Source organism: Vibrio sp. 10N.222.52.C3, assembly GCF_041474195.1.
Classification (GTDB): domain Bacteria; phylum Pseudomonadota; class Gammaproteobacteria; order Enterobacterales; family Vibrionaceae; genus Vibrio; species Vibrio crassostreae_C.
Genome location: NZ_JBFRTQ010000081.1, coordinates 14051 through 30360, shown reverse-complemented (window position 1 = coordinate 30360; position 16310 = coordinate 14051). Strand labels below are relative to the sequence as shown.

Here is a 16310-nt window from a genome sequence, read left to right as displayed (position 1 = left end):
GTTGTCAGGTCCTTGATGGGCAATCCCATCTCAGCGCTGAGTAACAATCAGCAGCACTGCAACACAGCAATACAAGCGGTGTCGCCAGTTAGTGAGCGAGAGTATGAAGGTCTCGCGAGTGACACTGCATGACGCACAAAGAGGTGCGATCATGGTGCAGTTGAGTGTAAAGGGGAAGGCCATTTCCCGTTATTTATAAGGCAGTACCTTAATGGCGAGGTTGAAGCGAGACCGCAATACTTATCTCGCTTAGTGCCAGAACATGGCAATATTGAGTCTAAAGACAACCGTGTACGGCTGTTTTTATAAAGTTAGCCAATGTTCAGTGGTGACGTCAAGCCGTTATCTGTGTTTTATGTGTGATGTCACATTGCATTGCAATGCATTGCATTTAATCTCATTGCATTTTAGGTGTACCCGCTTCCACTTGAGGGGTTAAGGTCACCAGCATAAATCTTTTGGTGGTAGGGACGACCAACACGTTAAACGCCTATAAGAGACAATGTAAGCCGATTCTATTCTAATGGTAGAGCGATAGGAATTAACACTCCTTTAGAGGTGTAGTAGTTCAAGCAAGAGCTCTGATTACTGCTTGGGGATCTTTCGCAAGTACATTCAGTAACACTAAAGCAGGACCTCTTGGTGTTCTATCTCCACGCTCCCAGTGACGTAATGTACCTAGACTGATACCAAATGTAGATGCAAACTCAGTCTGAGTCATTGCTACATTATTACGCACCGCTTTAACGTCAACAGAGTCAAACTTGTGAACTGTAGCCTCTTTGTTTTCGCCATCTGCGAATTCAATGGCTTCCATTAGACCTTGCTGGATACTTTCAAATGCATTAGTCATGATTGCCTCCCGTAACTGTCTGCAAGTATTTTGGTTAGTTTATTAAGAACATTACATTCAGCTTTAGATAAGTTAGCTTTCTCGTTTTTGCCAAAGAGAGAAAGCATAAATAATGGTATTTCTTCACTATGGTAGTAATAGATAACTCTTACACCACCACTTTACCACTGCCCTCTTTTGCCCACCTGAGCTTACGAATTCCACCTGTCCCTTGCATTAACACACCGGCTTTCGGGTGCTCTGCTAGATAATTAATGATTTGCTTGTTCTCTTCCTCAGAAAGGAGCTTTTCAACTCGTTTCTTGTATTCGGGTAATTCAACGATTGTATGCATAAATGAAGTGTAAGCCAATGGATTACTTTTTTGCAAGTTTTGATTAAGACACATATCAACGCCGTATTCTTGCGAATCCCCGGTTCTGTCGCAAACTTGAGTCTTTAAGTTAAGGTTTGCTTAACGTTGAAAAGCGCTGATTCACTTTGCCAGTTGCGACTGATCTTATGAGTTCGTTTTGGTATCGTTTCTGTTAAGCTCAGAGGACAAAAGCAAAGGTTGTGAGCATCAAAGTGAGGATGAGATGAGCGATGTATTGAAGACAGTGAGTGAGACCGTCAATGATTTACACCAATCAGGCGCGATCGATGAAACGACGTTAAATCAATTTGAAGAGGTGTGTTCAAGACGTCCCGATGCTGCAGAAGAGAAGAAAATACAAGACGTGAAAGACAAGCCCTAGCGAAAATGCGCCGTTTTAAGGCGGCGGCTTTCGATACGTTAATGTGAGTAAAAGGTAAGCCTTCGTGTTAACGAGTCGGGCGGTCGTTATCCCGTTGCTTTTCACACCAAGCGATGATGTTATCGGCTTTTAATGTTGCCCAGCCTAGCAACAGCATCAATACGATCAACGCCCAGCCGGTGACATTGAGCCAAGAAGGAACCTTATCACTGACCGCGATAAAGGGAATCGTCATTAACAACGCACTGAGAATTGGAGCTAACATGATGCCGTCCTCTTGATGTAAGCGCCTATCACCAACGCTCGATTTTCACTGAAGGTTACCTGAGGGCCGAGTAACCACCTAACAAAATGAGATTAGCATAGCGGCTTAACGGCGCAAGTTTTACCCCACACGAGTCTTTAGTTTTGATTTGCTTGTTGCTATTAGTTTATTCAACGTTGGGCCTATGAGATGAATGTCTTGGCAAAGTGGTTGAAGCAATTAAAGAAGCCGATGGCCAACTGCTTATCACTGCTGGCCACGGTAACGCAGAAATGATGGTTAACCCAGAAACGGGTGGCATCCACACTGCACATACTAACTTGCCAGTGCCGCTTATCTACGTGGGCAGCAAAGACGTTGAGTTCAAAGAGGGCGGTAAACTGTCTGACTTAGCACCAACGATGCTTTTTCTGTCTGGTATTGATATCCCGGCAGAAATGTCAGGTGATGTGATCGTTAAATAGTCAGTAGTTAAATAGTTGTTTGGCTCAGCGGTTCACTGAGCTGTAACGATTTTGAAAGCCCGCACTTCAAAGTGCGGGCTTTTTTATAGATGCGGGATGCGGATAATCGAGTATCGAAGAGCTTTAAGGGCAGGTGTTGGGTGAGAAAAATATGCAGGATATACAGGTAGGGAAGAACAGAAGGACACTACCTTAAACAAAAGACAAAAAGAACGGCCTTGATATATATCGAAAGAGTGACATTTCTTGAATGATTAGGTAGCTTAAGGCTCATACTATACTTGTCTTTTACCTTATCCCTAGGCTGTTTATATGAACTCAAACCCAGACCGTTGGAAGCAACGACTGCAAAACTTAATGAAAGCGCAGCAAAGGCTTGAGAGAGCGTGCTCACAAGATAGCTACAATGAGTTAGAGCTTGCTGGGTTAGTACAAACTTTTGAATTTTCTTTTGAGCTTACATGGAAGACCCTTAAAGACTTACTTGAGTTTGAAGGGTTTGATGTGGCTTCGCCGAGGAGCGTTTTTCGTACAGCCTTAGAAGCTAAGCACCTATCTTCGGAGCAGTGTGAGATCATGCTTGAAGCACTCATAAAACGAAATTTATTGTCTCACACCTATGATGAGGAAAATGTCCTTGAAGCTCAGTCACTGATCTTAGAGTCATTTTCACCAGTGATAGGGCAAGTCACACTCTATTTAAAGCTTAAATGTGATCAAGAGAGTAAATGTGATCAATAGGTTAAATGTGAACGATAGTTATTTGGTTAGCCCAGGCTCTGTCGGCCTTAAGCCTCATCAATATCAGCTGATTGAGGATGTTGTTTTGAACCATGCTTCAGTCATTCATGCCTGGGTGTTTGGTTCTAGAGCCCTTGGAACTTATAAAGATAACTCTGACATCGATATTGTTATCGAGGGGGACGGTATTTCGTTAAGTGTCGTCGCAGGCTTGCAAGATCGTTTAGAACAATCGTCACTTCCATTCAAGGTTGACTTGCTCGTTAAGCATAGAATTACATCGAATGAGCTACTTGCCCATATTGACACCTATGGGATTAAACTCAAATAATCGAGCGTATTTTTATTAGCGTATCGATGATGTTGATTATTGAACCGATTGTTTACGCTTTGCCAGTTTATCTCGAACCTGAGTACCTGAATTGACTCGGCCATGTTTTGCATCATCAATAGAAAACGATAATAGTTTCATTAGCGCTATAGCTTCTTCTCTATGCTTTCTATCGTCATAAGATTCAATCGTATAAGCGGGCTTACCATTTTGAGTAATGGTCATAGGTTCAGATAAATCGAGGTTGGCTGCGTGCTTTTTTAAGTAACCTATCGTTTCAGTGGACATTATCATTACCTCTTCATATGAAATTTTAAATATAGACTATATGTTGTCTGGTGATAATGGCGGTTCTTGATGGCGAAACGTTTATATTTTTGCTCTAGTGAGACAAATTATTGCGTTTTATCTATAACCGAACGTTCAAAATCCAACAACCATTCCTTGCGGTTCATGCCGCCGGTGTAGCCGGTTAATGTCCCATTCGCGCCGATGACTCTATGGCAGGGAACAACAATACTAAATGGGTTCTTGCCGTTCGCACCACCCACAGCTCTTACGGCTTTTGGGTTGTCCATTCTCTTTGCTTGCTCACCGTAACTGATGGTTTCGCCATAAGGAATGGTTGTTAAAGCCTGCCAAGCTACTTTTTGAAACTCAGTGCCTTTTATCGCTCTTAATGGCAAATCGAATTCTATTCGATGACCTGCGAAGTACTCATCTAACTGTTTCGCTGCCAGTTGGCAAAGGTCATCTGGATTGCTAATCATTAGCTCTTCGTGATTTACATGGTCAATTTCAATAAGCGACACACCATTGCTCACAATGATCATCTTGCCAATCGGCGCGTCATAGAACATTTTGTAAGTGGTGTCTTCCATGTCATCTTCCTTTTTTTAGTCTTTTTCTGCTCTCAAGCTCTTCGAATCTCGTATCTGTTTTTGAGGCTCTTCGCATCCCGTTTACCCGAATCTCGCATCTGCTCTTAAGTCGCTTGAAATTTGATTCATGATGCGCAACACGCTACACTCTCTGTATGATTAAAACATTCAAGCATAAAGGTCTCAAAAAGTTTTTTGAGACTGGCAGTAAAGCCGGTATTCAAGCTAAGCATGAGCGTAAGCTTAGGATGCAGTTGGCAGCTATAGATACTGCAACCATTATTGATGATGTTGATCTACCTGGCTTTAAGCTTCACCCATTAAAAGGGGATAGAGATGGTATTTGGTCAATCACAGTAAATGGTAATTGGCGTATTACTTTCGAATTTATTGATGGTAATGCCTATATTTTAAATTATGAGGATTATCACTAATGAGTATGCACAACCCTCCTCACCCAGGTGAGTTTATTTATGACCTATATATGGAACCGTTTGGTTATAGCTGTCGTTTTGTTGCAAAGCAGCTTGATGTATCCCCTTCTACGCTGAATCGTGTTCTTAAAGGCCAAAGTGCAGTTTCTCCTGAAATGGCTTTACGTCTTTCTAAGTCACTGGGTAGAACCCCGGAGAGTTGGTTAACAATGCAGGATCACTATGATCTGTGGCAAGCAAAACAGAACGTTAATCTAGCGAAGGTAAATACGATCAACTTTGCTCTAGCGACATAAATATAACGAAGATGGACTAAGCGCTGCGTAGTCAGCGTTTGTCTTTCAGTTTTTGGTTTGTACTATCCCTCTTCGTATCCCGCATCTGCTTTAGCCCTCACACGAAGCGCAAACAAGTACCCTGAAATACCGCCGACAATGTTCCCCAAGGCTAAGCCTATAAACAGCCCTTCGACACCATCAATTTGGCTGCCTATCCAAGCGAATGGCAAGGTAAAGACAAACAAACGCATGAAGCTCCATTGAAAGGCTTTGAGTGGTTGATGCATGGCATTCATCCCACTGATCAACATCATCACAATGCCTTGGAATCCATAGCTAAAGGGCACGACTAACAGGTAATGCCACAATATGCCTCGGACGGATTCTTCTTGAGAGAACAGGGCAGCCAAAGGAATGCTCAACGGCACCATCATTAAGAAAATCAAACCTTGGAACATCACAGCAAAACGCATACTCAGAAACAGTGCCTTAAAACTGCGCTGAGGGTTGTTTGCGCCAAAGTTCTGCGCCATGAAAGGCGTAAGCGCCGAAGTAAGAGACATCAACACAATGATAAGAATGGACTCGATACGTTGCGCTGCGCCATACGCCGCCACGGCTTCAGTCCCTTGTTTGGCCAGCATCATCATGATGATAGCGCCGGCAAGTGGGTTCAGAGCGTTAGACAAAGCCGCTGGGGTGCCTATTTTTAAGATCTGTCGCCAGTCACTGACGATGTTTGTCAGCTTAGGCGGCGCAAGCAGTTTTTCTCGCACCATCAATACGTAGAGTGAGCCACACAAAGCACCAAACCAACTGAAACCACTGGCAATCGCAGCGCCTTGAATCCCCAGTTCAGGAAAAGGCCCATACCCGAAGATGAGTAGCGGATCTAAAACGCCATTGATAAGGCCAGCCAGTAGCATAATCTTGGCGGGTGTTTTAGTATCGCCGCTGGCACGAATGGCGCTGTTGCCTGCCATGGGGATGACCAAAAATGGGATCGCGAGATACCACACCGACATGTATTCCGATATCAGCGGCAACAACTCTTGCTTTGCTCCTAGCAGGGTAAACAGTGGTTCTAAGGCGATAATACCTAATGTAGACGCGCAGCCGACCAGAAGCAGAGCCAGCAATAAGCCATGACAGGTAAAGCGTGCTGCATTTTGTGCGCTGCCTTGGCCAAGCAATCGACCGATACATGTCGATAAGCCAATGCCAATCCCCATGGTGATGCAGTTAATCGCAAAGGTAACTGGAAAGGTAAAGCTCACTGCTGCAAGTGCTTGTGTGCCGAGCAGTGAGATAAAGAAGGTATCGACCAAGTTAAACATCAAGATCGCCACCATACCGAATATGGTCGGTATGGTCATGGTACGCAATGTACTCTCAATTGGGGCAGTTAATAGCCCGTGCTTATCTTGCATGCAAAACGCCGATAGAAACCAAAAGCGTAGGATAAACAGATGCGGGATACGAGTAAACGAAAAGCAGGGAAAGATGAGGGGTGAGAATCTGCACTTTAGCTCACAATTTTTTCGTTCCCCCCTTGGGATCTTTCACATCGCCCCCAACATATTGTTTGACCCACGCTAATCGTGGCAACTATCAAAATTTAAATGGAAATTATCAGGAGATAAGACCGATGAATATCCGTCCTCTACATGACCGAGTTATCGTTGAGCGCCAAGAAGTTGAATCTAAATCTGCTGGTGGCATCGTTCTAACTGGTTCTGCCGCAGAAAAATCGACTCGCGGTATCATTCTAGCTGTCGGCAAAGGCCGCATTCTAGAAAACGGTTCAGTGCAACCGTTGGACGTAAAAGTTGGCGATACCGTTATCTTTGCTGAAGGTTACGGCACGAAAACTGAAAAAATCGACGGCAAAGAAGTTCTGATTATGTCTGAAAACGACATCATGGCGATCGTCGAGTAATCTATTTTTCATTTAACTCTCAGTAAAAGTTATCAGAGCCAGTATTGGATGATTCATATCGTCATTCCAGAAATGAGGAACGAATTATCTGGAATCTAAACAGAGTGCGATTTGAGTAGATTCTGAATCACGTTCGTCCCTCACTGTTCAGAATGACGCGATAACGCTGAGACGCCCCGAAACAAAGAATTTGAAAGGAAATTAAGATGGCTGCTAAAGACGTTAAATTTGGTAATGACGCACGTATTAAAATGCTAGAAGGTGTAAACGTTCTGGCTGACGCAGTAAAAGTAACGCTAGGTCCTAAAGGCCGTAACGTTGTTCTAGACAAATCATTTGGCGCACCAACGATCACTAAAGATGGTGTTTCAGTTGCACGTGAAATCGAACTTGAAGACAAGTTCCAAAACATGGGCGCGCAAATGGTTAAAGAAGTGGCTTCGCAAGCGAATGACGCAGCGGGCGACGGTACGACTACAGCAACAGTTCTTGCTCAAGCAATCATCACTGAAGGCTTAAAAGCCGTTGCTGCTGGCATGAATCCAATGGATCTTAAGCGCGGTATCGACAAAGCAGTTATCGCTGCAGTTGAAGAGCTAAAAGGCCTTTCTGTTCCATGCGCAGATACAAAAGCTATCGCGCAAGTAGGTACTATCTCTGCGAACTCTGATTCGACAGTAGGTAACATCATTGCTGAAGCGATGGAAAAAGTAGGTCGTGATGGCGTAATCACGGTTGAAGAAGGTCAGGCTCTACAAGACGAGCTAGACGTAGTTGAAGGTATGCAGTTCGACCGTGGTTACCTATCTCCTTACTTCATCAACAACCAAGAAGCGGGTTCTGTTGATCTAGAAAGCCCATTCATTCTTCTTATCGACAAGAAAGTTTCGAACATCCGTGAACTTCTTCCGACTCTAGAAGCAGTTGCTAAGGCATCTCGTCCACTTCTTATCATCGCTGAAGATGTAGAAGGCGAAGCGCTTGCAACTCTAGTTGTGAACAACATGCGTGGCATCGTTAAAGTGGCTGCTGTTAAAGCGCCTGGTTTCGGTGACCGTCGTAAGTCTATGCTACAAGATATCGCTATCCTAACGGGCGGTACGGTTATCTCTGAAGAGATCGGCCTAGACCTAGAGAAAGTAACGCTAGAAGACCTAGGTCAAGCTAAGCGTGTAACTATCACTAAAGAAAACTCAACCATCATCGATGGCGCGGGCGAAGAAACAATGATCCAAGGTCGCGTTTCTCAAATCCGTCAACAAATCGAAGATGCAACGTCTGACTACGACAAAGAGAAACTTCAAGAGCGCGTAGCTAAGCTAGCTGGCGGTGTTGCAGTAATCAAAGTAGGCGCTGCAACTGAAGTTGAGATGAAAGAGAAGAAAGACCGCGTTGAAGATGCACTTCACGCAACTCGCGCTGCCGTTGAAGAAGGTGTGGTTGCTGGTGGTGGTGTTGCACTTATCCGCGCTGCATCTAAAGTTGCTGGCCTTGAAGGCGACAACGAAGAGCAAAACGTCGGTATCCGTGTTGCACTACGTGCAATGGAATCGCCTATCCGTCAAATCACGAAGAACGCAGGTGATGAAGAGTCTGTTGTTGCTAACAACGTTCGTGCTGGCGAAGGTAACTACGGTTACAACGCGGCGACTGGCGAATACGGCGACATGATTGCAATGGGTATCCTAGATCCAACTAAGGTAACTCGCTCTGCACTTCAGTTCGCAGCGTCAGTTGCTGGTCTTATGATCACAACAGAAGCGATGATCACTGATAAGCCACAAGATTCTGGCCCTGCAATGCCTGATATGGGTGGCATGGGCGGTATGGGGGGCATGGGCGGCATGATGTAATCATCCCCCTTTCTCTATAGCAGAGAAAGTCACACATAAGCTTTAGAAAACGGAGACTTCGGTCTCCGTTTTTTTGCTCTTAAGCCTTATTTATTCGCATCCCGTATCTGTATTTCAGCTTCACCATCACCCTTTTTTCCAAAGCTCCTTGGTCAGCCTGCCTTGTGCGTAAACTGTTGTTCATCAATTTTTTGCAGCATCATGTCACGCTTAAATGGTTTTGGAAGATAATCGTTCATTCCACACTCGAAGCAACGTTTAATATCATCATCGAGCACGGATGCCGTTAAAGCGAGGATATGTGTTGCCTGAAGTTGCAGGTTTTCTTCATAGCGCCTGATTCGCTCTGTTGCCTCAAAGCCATCTACATTCGGCATCATGCAGTCCATCAAGATAAGGCCGATGTCTTGATGATGCTCTTTATATAAATCAATCGCTTCTTGTCCATCATTGGCAACCCAATATTCAATCCCTAACTTATCTAAATTGATACATACCACCTTCTGATTTACGCGGTTATCTTCAACTATGAGGACTTTTTGACGTACAGTCGCTTCTATCGGCTCAGGTTGATGTTGAGGGGGTTGTGGCTGTGACCTTTCAAGCACGGAGTTCAACATGCTACTTAAGCGGGAACCGAGCATAGGAAGAGTCACATAGCCTGAGATAAAATGACACTCACTCATAGGATCACTAAGATTATCTTTCACTATGATGATTTTCACCTCTGGTGCTAAGCGATGCAGTGTTTTGGCTTGGTTAATATCTTCCATCAAAGCGATCTCTGGGAGGTCAGTTGCCGCCAAGTTTGTTTCGATTGATTTTAGTTGTGGTGAGTAACCAAGGCGGAACAAGTCATCGAGTAAAAGTTTCGATGGCGCATCTGAATAATAGACAACGGTTTGTTTACGATTTTTATGTTCAGAATGATCTGATGGCACTACGGTTAATTGGAAATGAAAGCAACTGCCCACGTACTTCTCTGACTCAACGTTTATCGAGCCTCCCATCATTTCCACCATACGTGACGAAATACTAAGCCCTAATCCGGTCCCCGCAATATTGGAGGTGATGTTGGTATCTTCTTGGCAAAACGCTTTGAAAATGTGCTCTTGTTGGTCTGCTGCGATACCAATACCCGTATCTCGAACAGAAAACTCGACCACACACTCTGTTTCCAATGATGGAAGCCGTTTAGCGGTGAATACGATAGAGCCTTGTTCTGTAAATTTGATCGCATTTGAGGCTAAATTCATCAACACTTGGCGAATTTTATTCCCATCAACATGAATGTACTCTGGGAGCTCGCCATCAATTTCAACTTCCAACTTAATCTGCTTTTGATAAGCTTTAGAAGAAATCAGAGTCACGCTATCAAACAGCAGCTCTCTTAAGTCTGTCGTATGTGGATTAATTTCCAGTTTACCCGATTCAATTTTGGACAGATCGAGAACATCGTTGATCAACATAAGTAAGGTTTGAGAAGAGGTATAGATAGTCCCAAGGCAGTCTTTTTGTTCTGCGGATAGTTTGGTTTCTGCCAGTATTTCTGACATACCAATCACGCCATTAAGCGGTGTCCGTATCTCATGAGACATATTGGCAAGAAAGGCACTTTTTGCGCGGTTTGCTTGTCGTGCTTTCTCTTGTGAAACAATCAATTGAGTTTCAAGTTGACTGGCACGCCACACAACATAAAGCAGCACCAGTAACGTCACCCCTCCTAATGCGGCTGTTGATATATAGCGGTACCACTTTACCTGTATCAAGTTCTCTGCGATTCGCTTAGGAGTTTCGGTGAACAGCAAATTGAGTTCATCTTCAACATGATAAATGCTGCTCGTGAGTTCTCCTTTCAAACCGCTGTCAGAACTATACCCTACGCTCTTTAACCCGCGCTGTAATCGCCAAAAATGGCGTTTGAAATTATTAAACGAAGCCAGTGCAGTAATCGTTCGGGTATTCTCTTCGACTTCGTATTGGATCTTGTATAGTGAATCGACTATCTGATCTAATGTTTTCTGCTCAAAACCAGTAAAAAACTGATACATGAGATCTTGCGTACCGATAAACAGTTCTTCAAGCTGCTTATTATTGGCTTCATGTACGAAGCGCTCAAGTGTCAACGCTGCGTTTTTAAGTTTCTCAATGAGCCCAATTTGGTCCCCTTGACCATGTATGCTGGCTAACTCAAGGGCTAATAATGAAAAGGCTGTGTGGTACTCGTCGAGATACTCGACAACTTTGGCATAATTAAAAGAAATATTGAGGTCGCTTCGTACGATTTTCCCATCGATCTCAGCCAGCTTTTCGATCAGCTGACTTCGCTTTATATTGAGTTGTTCTTGAATCTCTGGTTGCCTTGTGGAAACAAACTGCTGCTCTTGTCGTCTGACAGAGAGCATAACGCTATAAGCTTCAGAAAGACTGAGCTGGAGATTAATCATGTCCTGCTCTTTGTTCTTCAGAGCATGGCTAACATAGATATAGAGGCCTAAAAATAACACGATAGCCAAAAAACCACGCGAAATAATCGCTTTAATGGTCTGTTTATTCGTAGGTTCCTTAATCATGCTATTCCCACTGTTTCATATCGTTCTATTCCTATATTAGAATTTAGTTTATTTTCAGAATTTTACGAACATTAGTTTTTGAATACCTGAGGTCTGTTGAGCTTTTATCAATAAATTTTTTAGGATGACATCGCTTTAGATGCGGCAATAAGTGTGTGGGCTATAAGCTTGTGAAACATGTTGATTTTCTCGCCTAGATTGTTGTTTGGAATAATAAGCGTTAGAGCGGAGGTTTCGGTCTCTGTTTTTTTGCTTTTCGCATCTCGTTCACTCGAATCCCGCATCTGCTCTTAACCATTGCTCTTTATGATTTAGCGGCTTATATTCAACAGTACAGTTATTACATTGATTTAACATGGGTAGCTGTTGAATAAAGGACAATAAATGCTTGATTAAAAATGGATTAATCAAGTGAACAATAAGTCAGTGGAGACTCCCCAATGAAAAAACTACTTTCAGTACTTGCTGTGTCTGCAGCAGTAATGGCACCGGCGGCATTTGCCTCTTCGCCTGTTATGTTTTCAACGATCAATGGCTTCAACGCACCTGACTCAGATGCTGTTGGCGGTGTGCGTTTGGCTCTGCTTCACGGACAAGTGAACGACCTTAAAGGTGTCGATCTTGCCGTTGTTGGTATGTCTGAGACGCAAACGACCACAGGTGTGAACCTGGGTATTTTGGGTGCATCAAAAGTGAACCAAGAAATGACCGGTGCATCTCTAGGTTTCTTCAACTGGAACACGGGTAAAACAACGGGTGTTAACCTTGGTGCTGTGAACATTACTAATGATGTGAAAGGCGCGAACGTGAGTTTCGTCAACTACTCAGAAGGTAACACTATGGTTGATGTTGGCGCTGCGAACCTTTCAGAAGTGTCTACGGTTCAGGTTGGTATCTTCAACAAAACCAACAAAATCGAAGGCGTACAAGTTGGTCTGATCAACTGTGCTGACAACGGTTTCTTCCCGTGCTTCCCGATTGTAAACTTTGCTAAGTAAGGCTTAGTGTTACTATAGTGATTCATAACGCCTAAGTGCATCTGACTTAGGCGTTATTGCAACTCAACATTTTCTTATAGATATCCAAACGCCCCTCCAAAATAGATAAGCATATTGTTTTATATTTTCTATTGCAGTATTTTTACTTATAAGTACAATGTGCGATAAATTCCTAATGATGATTTATATGCTTTGATTAACCACCATACCGTCGATTTTAAAAAGGCTTTCTTAGGCCTGACCGCCAGTTTTTTAGTAGTTTTGAGCTTGTTGCTCGTTGATTCAGCGGAAGAATCAGATAAACAGTATGGAATGGAAAACCAAGGCGTAACACGCTCTTTAGCGGAGCTCACACAGATCATAAATGCGCTTGAGTACAACATCACTGCGCTTTATCCACTGCATGGGGATACCTACGTATTCTCGCATGACAAAAAGATCGAGGGTGGGACGTGTTACTTCACCAGTGAGGAGCAACATGCCCCTCGTTTTGATTTTATGTTCTCTGGCCCTCGCGAGATGTGCAACCCGGAATCGGACCTTTATACCGAAGCGGGCAAGCGCCTGTTCATCGCGCCGACCATGGCTTATTTTGCCAATACCATTGATACCATCTCTGCGATTTATTTCATTTCAAAAGAGAAATTCATTATCTCTTCGCCTTCTGATTTTGCCAGTTACATTAAGGGCGACACCTTTGATTCGGTTGTGAATAGCAGGCCTTATTGGGTGAACACGATTCGCTTTGGCTTAGCTCAAGGGCAAGACCAAGTGGTGTATACCGGCCAATATGATGACTACCTGACAGGTCAGAAAGTGGTGACCTTAACCAAAGGAATCTACGTTAATGGTGAGTTTAAAGGGGTGTTGGGTGTCGATGGTTATGTCTCGAACCTAGTATCGAACCCTACCCATGGCTATAAAGTCACCAGTACTCGAGGCGCAAACAAATACGGGTTTATGGATTTTACGTATTCCAAGCCTCTGTATGTTGATGACATTAACACCCAGCTATATCTGAGTATTGAAGAAGATAAGAGCGAGCACTTTCTGCATGTCTTAGAGATGGAGAAGATTCAGCTTTCGATACTGTTGGTTTTGTATCTGCTCTCGGTTTTATGGCTATGGCGCTTCTATACAAGACAAGAGCACCAGCGTTTAAATGAGCTAGCAATGCGCGACCCATTAACGGGCTTGCTGAATCGACGTGGTTTTGAGGCTCGATTACTGGCGCAAGATGAAGAGCCGATTATTGGTGTTGGCGTGTTTGATATCGATGATTTCAAAGTCGTTAATGATCAGCATGGCCATAAAGTGGGGGACGAGGTGATTTGCCATGTTGCTCGGTTGATGCTGAACAGCGTTAGACAGCAAGATACCGTGGCTCGATTTGGTGGCGAAGAGTTTGTTGTCGCGATTACGGGTGAATCGTCTGAGTTGCTTTCATCGATCTTTGAGCGAATTCAAAACGACATTAGCCTACAGAGTTATCGATGCCCTACGGGTGACAAGATTAGTATCTCAGTGTCTGGTGGCGCAACGCTTTACTCTTTGTATAAGTTCGACAGCGTAGGGCACTTGTGGGAAAACCAGAGTATTCGTTCGTCTGATGAGCAGCTCTATAAGGCAAAGGCTGCGGGTAAGAATCAGGTGTGCATTCAGGTGTATTAAGTTCTCCCAAAATAATGCGAAGCCTAGTCGTTTGACTAGGCTTCTTTGTATCATTGGCATTACCACTAAGGCTATCAAGTGCTGCGCTATTTCTTCACGCGACCTTTTCGCATCCACTTTTGGTGAACGCCACGACGTAAGCTTTGGAAGCTGTTTTCCACTTTATCGACACCAAGCAGAATCACTAGCGCCATTAGCGTGATAATGACCGATTGGGAAAGATGCCCTAGTGCGATCATCATACCTAATGCTGCGAGTACCCAGATAATTGCGGCTGAAGTCACGCCATGAATCTTGCCATCCAGTGTCATCATTACACCAGCCCCAAGAAATCCAACACCCGTAATTATCTGACCAAGCACACGAGCTTGATCGAGTGTGTTGGGGGATAGGCTGATCGCCATGGTGAGGAAGAAATAGGTACCACTGATGATCAGAATCGACGTTCGGATTCCGACGGGTTTACCGCGTGTTTGCCTTTCGATTCCGATTAAAGAACCACACAGCATGCATGCAGCGAGGCCTGCCCAGCTAAAGGGGGCAAGGTTGAGAGTTTGTTCTATAAATTGTGACATATCACCCCTCCTAAAAATTTAGAATAGAGCCGAGTATGCTAATAATAGACCGGACGATCGAACAAAAACTTTTTGTCTTAACGATTGATAAAGATTACTTAAAACCTAGCAGCCGCTTGTTGTTAAGGTGAAGGCTGGTGTCGTGGTCTCTGTCGCTTCTTGGTACTCAAGGTAGCAGTTATCAGCCTGTTTTTTTCGGCTAGAAGGCGCATAAAGAATAATGCCATCATTCGCATCTGTGTTGGTAAAGAACCAGTCAGCTCGACCCGTATCCCAAACAGCATCTAGAAAGGTTGATTCGATGAGCTGTGACCAAGTTTGATCGTTCATCGCTGCAGGATAACCATAGACCACTGAGATATTGTCACCCTCAACATTAATCGATGCGCTAGCTGCTTTATCTAAGCCCAATGCTGATGTCTTACCATAAAGCATAGCACTTGCGCCCTCCATTCCGCCTTTAAGGCCGTTTAATGTCGAGATACGAGCATCGGTTTGAAGGTTGAGGAACTTAGAAGCTGCAGTGACCGACACAATACCTAGAATCACGATCACCACGACCAGCTCGATGATGGTGAAACCTCTTGAGCTGAACCTAAGCGCTGGTTGAGATGTGGTTGCTGGTGGAGCAACTGAGGTATTGTGTTTCATTGATACAACTTCTCTATTCAATGTGTAGGTCGAGCGGTGTCTTGCTGCTGCGTCCGCCAATCTCACGGGTTAACTTAGGTACTAGGTAGCCAGAAACCTCAGAGATTAATCCTTTAAAGTGATGCTTCGCCTCTTCATCTGAAATATAGAAGTGCGCTGCGCCCTGAACCTTATCAAGTACATGCATATAGTAAGGTAAAATACCGGCGTCGAATAGCTTTTCGCTTAATTCTTTCAATGAGTTAGCGCTGTTGTTTACGCCTTTAAGCATCACGCCTTGGTTGAGCAGAGTCGCACCACTTAACTTAAGCTTGTGGAAAGCTTGTTTGAGCTCTAAGTTAATTTCGTTGGCATGGTTAATATGGCTCACCATCACCACATTAAGGCGAGTTTGAGCTAACAATTGGCATAGTTCATCCGTTACTCGAGCGGGAATCACAACCGGTAATCGGCTATGAATTCGAACTGTTTTCACATGTGGAATTTGTGCGATAGCATGAATTAGCCACTCTAGTTCGCTGTCTTTTGCCATCAGTGGATCGCCGCCCGACAAGATAACTTCGTTGATCTCTGGGTGAGCAGCCACATAGTCTAGGCTGGTTTGCCAAACAGACTTCGAGCCCTTGTTATCTTGGTAAGGGAAGTGACGACGGAAGCAGTAGCGGCAGTTAATCGCACAACCGCCTTTCACAATCATCAGTGCACGGTTCTTGTATTTGTGCAGTAGCCCAGGAATGGCGTTGTCTTGCTCTTCCAGTGGATCAGCGGAATAGCCTTGGTGTACCTCAAACTCTTCGCTTAGCGGTAAAATTTGTCGTAGCAATGGATCGTGTGGGTTGCCTTTTTCCATTCGTTCGACAAAGCTAAGAGGTACCCGAAGTGCAAATAACTCACGAGCAGCGAAGCCTGCTTGCCATGGTGTTGGGTCTATTTCCAATGCCTCAAGCAGTTTTGTCGGGTCAGAGATCGCATTCGATAGTTGTTTGAGCCAGTTTTGCTCAACAGATTCGACTTTTCGGGTTATGATATGCGGCATTGAAATTAACTCAAAGATGTGGAAGAGAAA

The 16310-nt window shown here is 44.1% G+C and carries 19 protein-coding genes and 1 pseudogene; 10 read left to right on the top strand and 10 right to left on the bottom strand.

Annotated elements, in window-relative coordinates; all coding sequences use genetic code 11:
• Window positions 1-568: 568 nt before the first annotated feature.
• Window positions 569-853, bottom strand: coding sequence for a NadS family protein (gene nadS, locus AB4517_RS13355; protein WP_017067989.1), 285 nt, complete (start codon window positions 851-853; stop codon window positions 569-571).
• A 148-nt stretch (window positions 854-1001) separates the two neighbouring features.
• Window positions 1002-1187 carry a hypothetical protein gene (locus tag AB4517_RS13350; RefSeq protein ID WP_372148463.1) on the bottom strand — a complete coding sequence of 62 codons (186 nt, stop codon included), beginning with the start codon at window positions 1185-1187 and terminating at the stop codon, window positions 1002-1004.
• 244 nt (window positions 1188-1431) lie between these two features.
• Here AB4517_RS13350 and AB4517_RS13345 point away from each other — a divergent pair, with 244 nt between their 5' ends.
• Window positions 1432-1590, top strand: a complete 159-nt coding sequence (locus tag AB4517_RS13345) for a hypothetical protein (RefSeq protein WP_170962346.1) — start codon at window positions 1432-1434, stop codon at window positions 1588-1590.
• A 67-nt stretch (window positions 1591-1657) separates the two neighbouring features.
• On the opposite strand, the gene AB4517_RS13340 is transcribed toward AB4517_RS13345, so the two are convergent.
• Window positions 1658-1855, bottom strand: coding sequence for a hypothetical protein (locus AB4517_RS13340; RefSeq protein ID WP_371714710.1), 198 nt, complete (start codon window positions 1853-1855; stop codon window positions 1658-1660).
• A gap of 188 nt (window positions 1856-2043) precedes the next feature.
• Here AB4517_RS13340 and AB4517_RS13335 point away from each other — a divergent pair.
• The 3 genes and pseudogenes from AB4517_RS13335 to AB4517_RS13325 form a co-directional block, all read left to right on the top strand.
• Window positions 2044-2319 (top strand): annotated as a pseudogene (locus AB4517_RS13335) (2,3-bisphosphoglycerate-independent phosphoglycerate mutase); the annotation flags it as partial.
• A gap of 312 nt (window positions 2320-2631) precedes the next feature.
• Complete coding sequence (locus AB4517_RS13330; protein WP_102481904.1) at window positions 2632-3060, top strand: HI0074 family nucleotidyltransferase substrate-binding subunit; 429 nt, start codon at window positions 2632-2634, stop codon at window positions 3058-3060.
• A 7-nt stretch (window positions 3061-3067) separates the two neighbouring features.
• The gene (locus tag AB4517_RS13325) at window positions 3068-3391 is read left to right on the top strand and encodes a nucleotidyltransferase family protein (RefSeq protein WP_102481931.1); all 324 of its coding nucleotides are present in this window, start codon (window positions 3068-3070) and stop codon (window positions 3389-3391) included.
• A gap of 36 nt (window positions 3392-3427) precedes the next feature.
• Here the strand turns inward: AB4517_RS13325 and AB4517_RS13320 are convergent, their stop codons facing one another.
• Together AB4517_RS13320 and AB4517_RS13315 are read right to left on the bottom strand one after the other, a co-directional pair.
• Entirely contained in the window at window positions 3428-3679 is a 252-nt protein-coding gene (locus AB4517_RS13320) for a type II toxin-antitoxin system Phd/YefM family antitoxin (RefSeq protein ID WP_372142037.1), read from the bottom strand.
• Window positions 3680-3786: 107 nt separating this feature from the next.
• Complete coding sequence (locus AB4517_RS13315; protein WP_372148462.1) at window positions 3787-4272, bottom strand: methylated-DNA--[protein]-cysteine S-methyltransferase; 486 nt, start codon at window positions 4270-4272, stop codon at window positions 3787-3789.
• Window positions 4273-4427: 155 nt separating this feature from the next.
• On the opposite strand from AB4517_RS13315, the gene AB4517_RS13310 reads away from it, so the two are divergent.
• Both AB4517_RS13310 and AB4517_RS13305 read left to right on the top strand, forming a co-directional pair.
• Entirely contained in the window at window positions 4428-4706 is a 279-nt protein-coding gene (locus AB4517_RS13310) for a type II toxin-antitoxin system RelE/ParE family toxin (RefSeq protein ID WP_017067997.1), read from the top strand.
• Window positions 4706-5002 (top strand): HigA family addiction module antitoxin, encoded by a 297-nt coding sequence (locus AB4517_RS13305; protein ID WP_017067998.1) that lies wholly within the window; start codon window positions 4706-4708, stop codon window positions 5000-5002. The genes AB4517_RS13310 and AB4517_RS13305 overlap by 1 nt, the downstream gene beginning before the upstream one ends.
• A 62-nt stretch (window positions 5003-5064) precedes the next feature.
• Here the strand turns inward: AB4517_RS13305 and AB4517_RS13300 are convergent, their stop codons facing one another.
• Entirely contained in the window at window positions 5065-6414 is a 1350-nt protein-coding gene (locus AB4517_RS13300; protein ID WP_372142040.1) for an MATE family efflux transporter, read from the bottom strand.
• Between the two features lie 218 nt (window positions 6415-6632).
• Between AB4517_RS13300 and AB4517_RS13295 the strand changes: the two genes are divergently transcribed.
• Complete coding sequence (locus AB4517_RS13295; RefSeq protein WP_010433998.1) at window positions 6633-6923, top strand: co-chaperone GroES; 291 nt, start codon at window positions 6633-6635, stop codon at window positions 6921-6923.
• A gap of 206 nt (window positions 6924-7129) precedes the next feature.
• The gene (groL, locus tag AB4517_RS13290) at window positions 7130-8776 is read left to right on the top strand and encodes a chaperonin GroEL (protein ID WP_102397875.1); all 1647 of its coding nucleotides are present in this window, start codon (window positions 7130-7132) and stop codon (window positions 8774-8776) included.
• Window positions 8777-8928: 152 nt separating this feature from the next.
• On the opposite strand, the gene AB4517_RS13285 is transcribed toward groL, so the two are convergent.
• Window positions 8929-11349 (bottom strand): ATP-binding protein, encoded by a 2421-nt coding sequence (locus tag AB4517_RS13285; RefSeq protein ID WP_372148461.1) that lies wholly within the window; start codon window positions 11347-11349, stop codon window positions 8929-8931.
• Window positions 11350-11789: 440 nt separating this feature from the next.
• Between AB4517_RS13285 and AB4517_RS13280 the strand changes: the two genes are divergently transcribed.
• Window positions 11790-12347, top strand: a complete 558-nt coding sequence (locus AB4517_RS13280; RefSeq protein WP_017067162.1) for a VC2662 family protein — start codon at window positions 11790-11792, stop codon at window positions 12345-12347.
• A 192-nt stretch (window positions 12348-12539) separates the two neighbouring features.
• Window positions 12540-14018 (top strand): diguanylate cyclase, encoded by a 1479-nt coding sequence (locus tag AB4517_RS13275; protein WP_372148460.1) that lies wholly within the window; start codon window positions 12540-12542, stop codon window positions 14016-14018.
• 86 nt (window positions 14019-14104) lie between these two features.
• Here the strand turns inward: AB4517_RS13275 and AB4517_RS13270 are convergent, their stop codons facing one another.
• The 3 genes from AB4517_RS13270 to epmB all read right to left on the bottom strand — a co-directional run bounded on the left by AB4517_RS13270 (window position 14105) and on the right by epmB (window position 16280).
• Window positions 14105-14593: an MgtC/SapB family protein gene (locus AB4517_RS13270; protein WP_004733333.1), complete on the bottom strand. Its 489-nt coding sequence runs from the start codon at window positions 14591-14593 to the stop codon at window positions 14105-14107.
• A 105-nt stretch (window positions 14594-14698) separates the two neighbouring features.
• Window positions 14699-15244 (bottom strand): prepilin-type N-terminal cleavage/methylation domain-containing protein, encoded by a 546-nt coding sequence (locus tag AB4517_RS13265; protein ID WP_017067163.1) that lies wholly within the window; start codon window positions 15242-15244, stop codon window positions 14699-14701.
• Between the two features lie 13 nt (window positions 15245-15257).
• On the bottom strand, window positions 15258-16280 hold the full coding sequence (gene epmB / locus AB4517_RS13260) for an EF-P beta-lysylation protein EpmB (protein ID WP_136987099.1): 1023 nt from the start codon (window positions 16278-16280) through the stop codon (window positions 15258-15260).
• Between the last annotated feature and the right edge of the window lie 30 nt (window positions 16281-16310).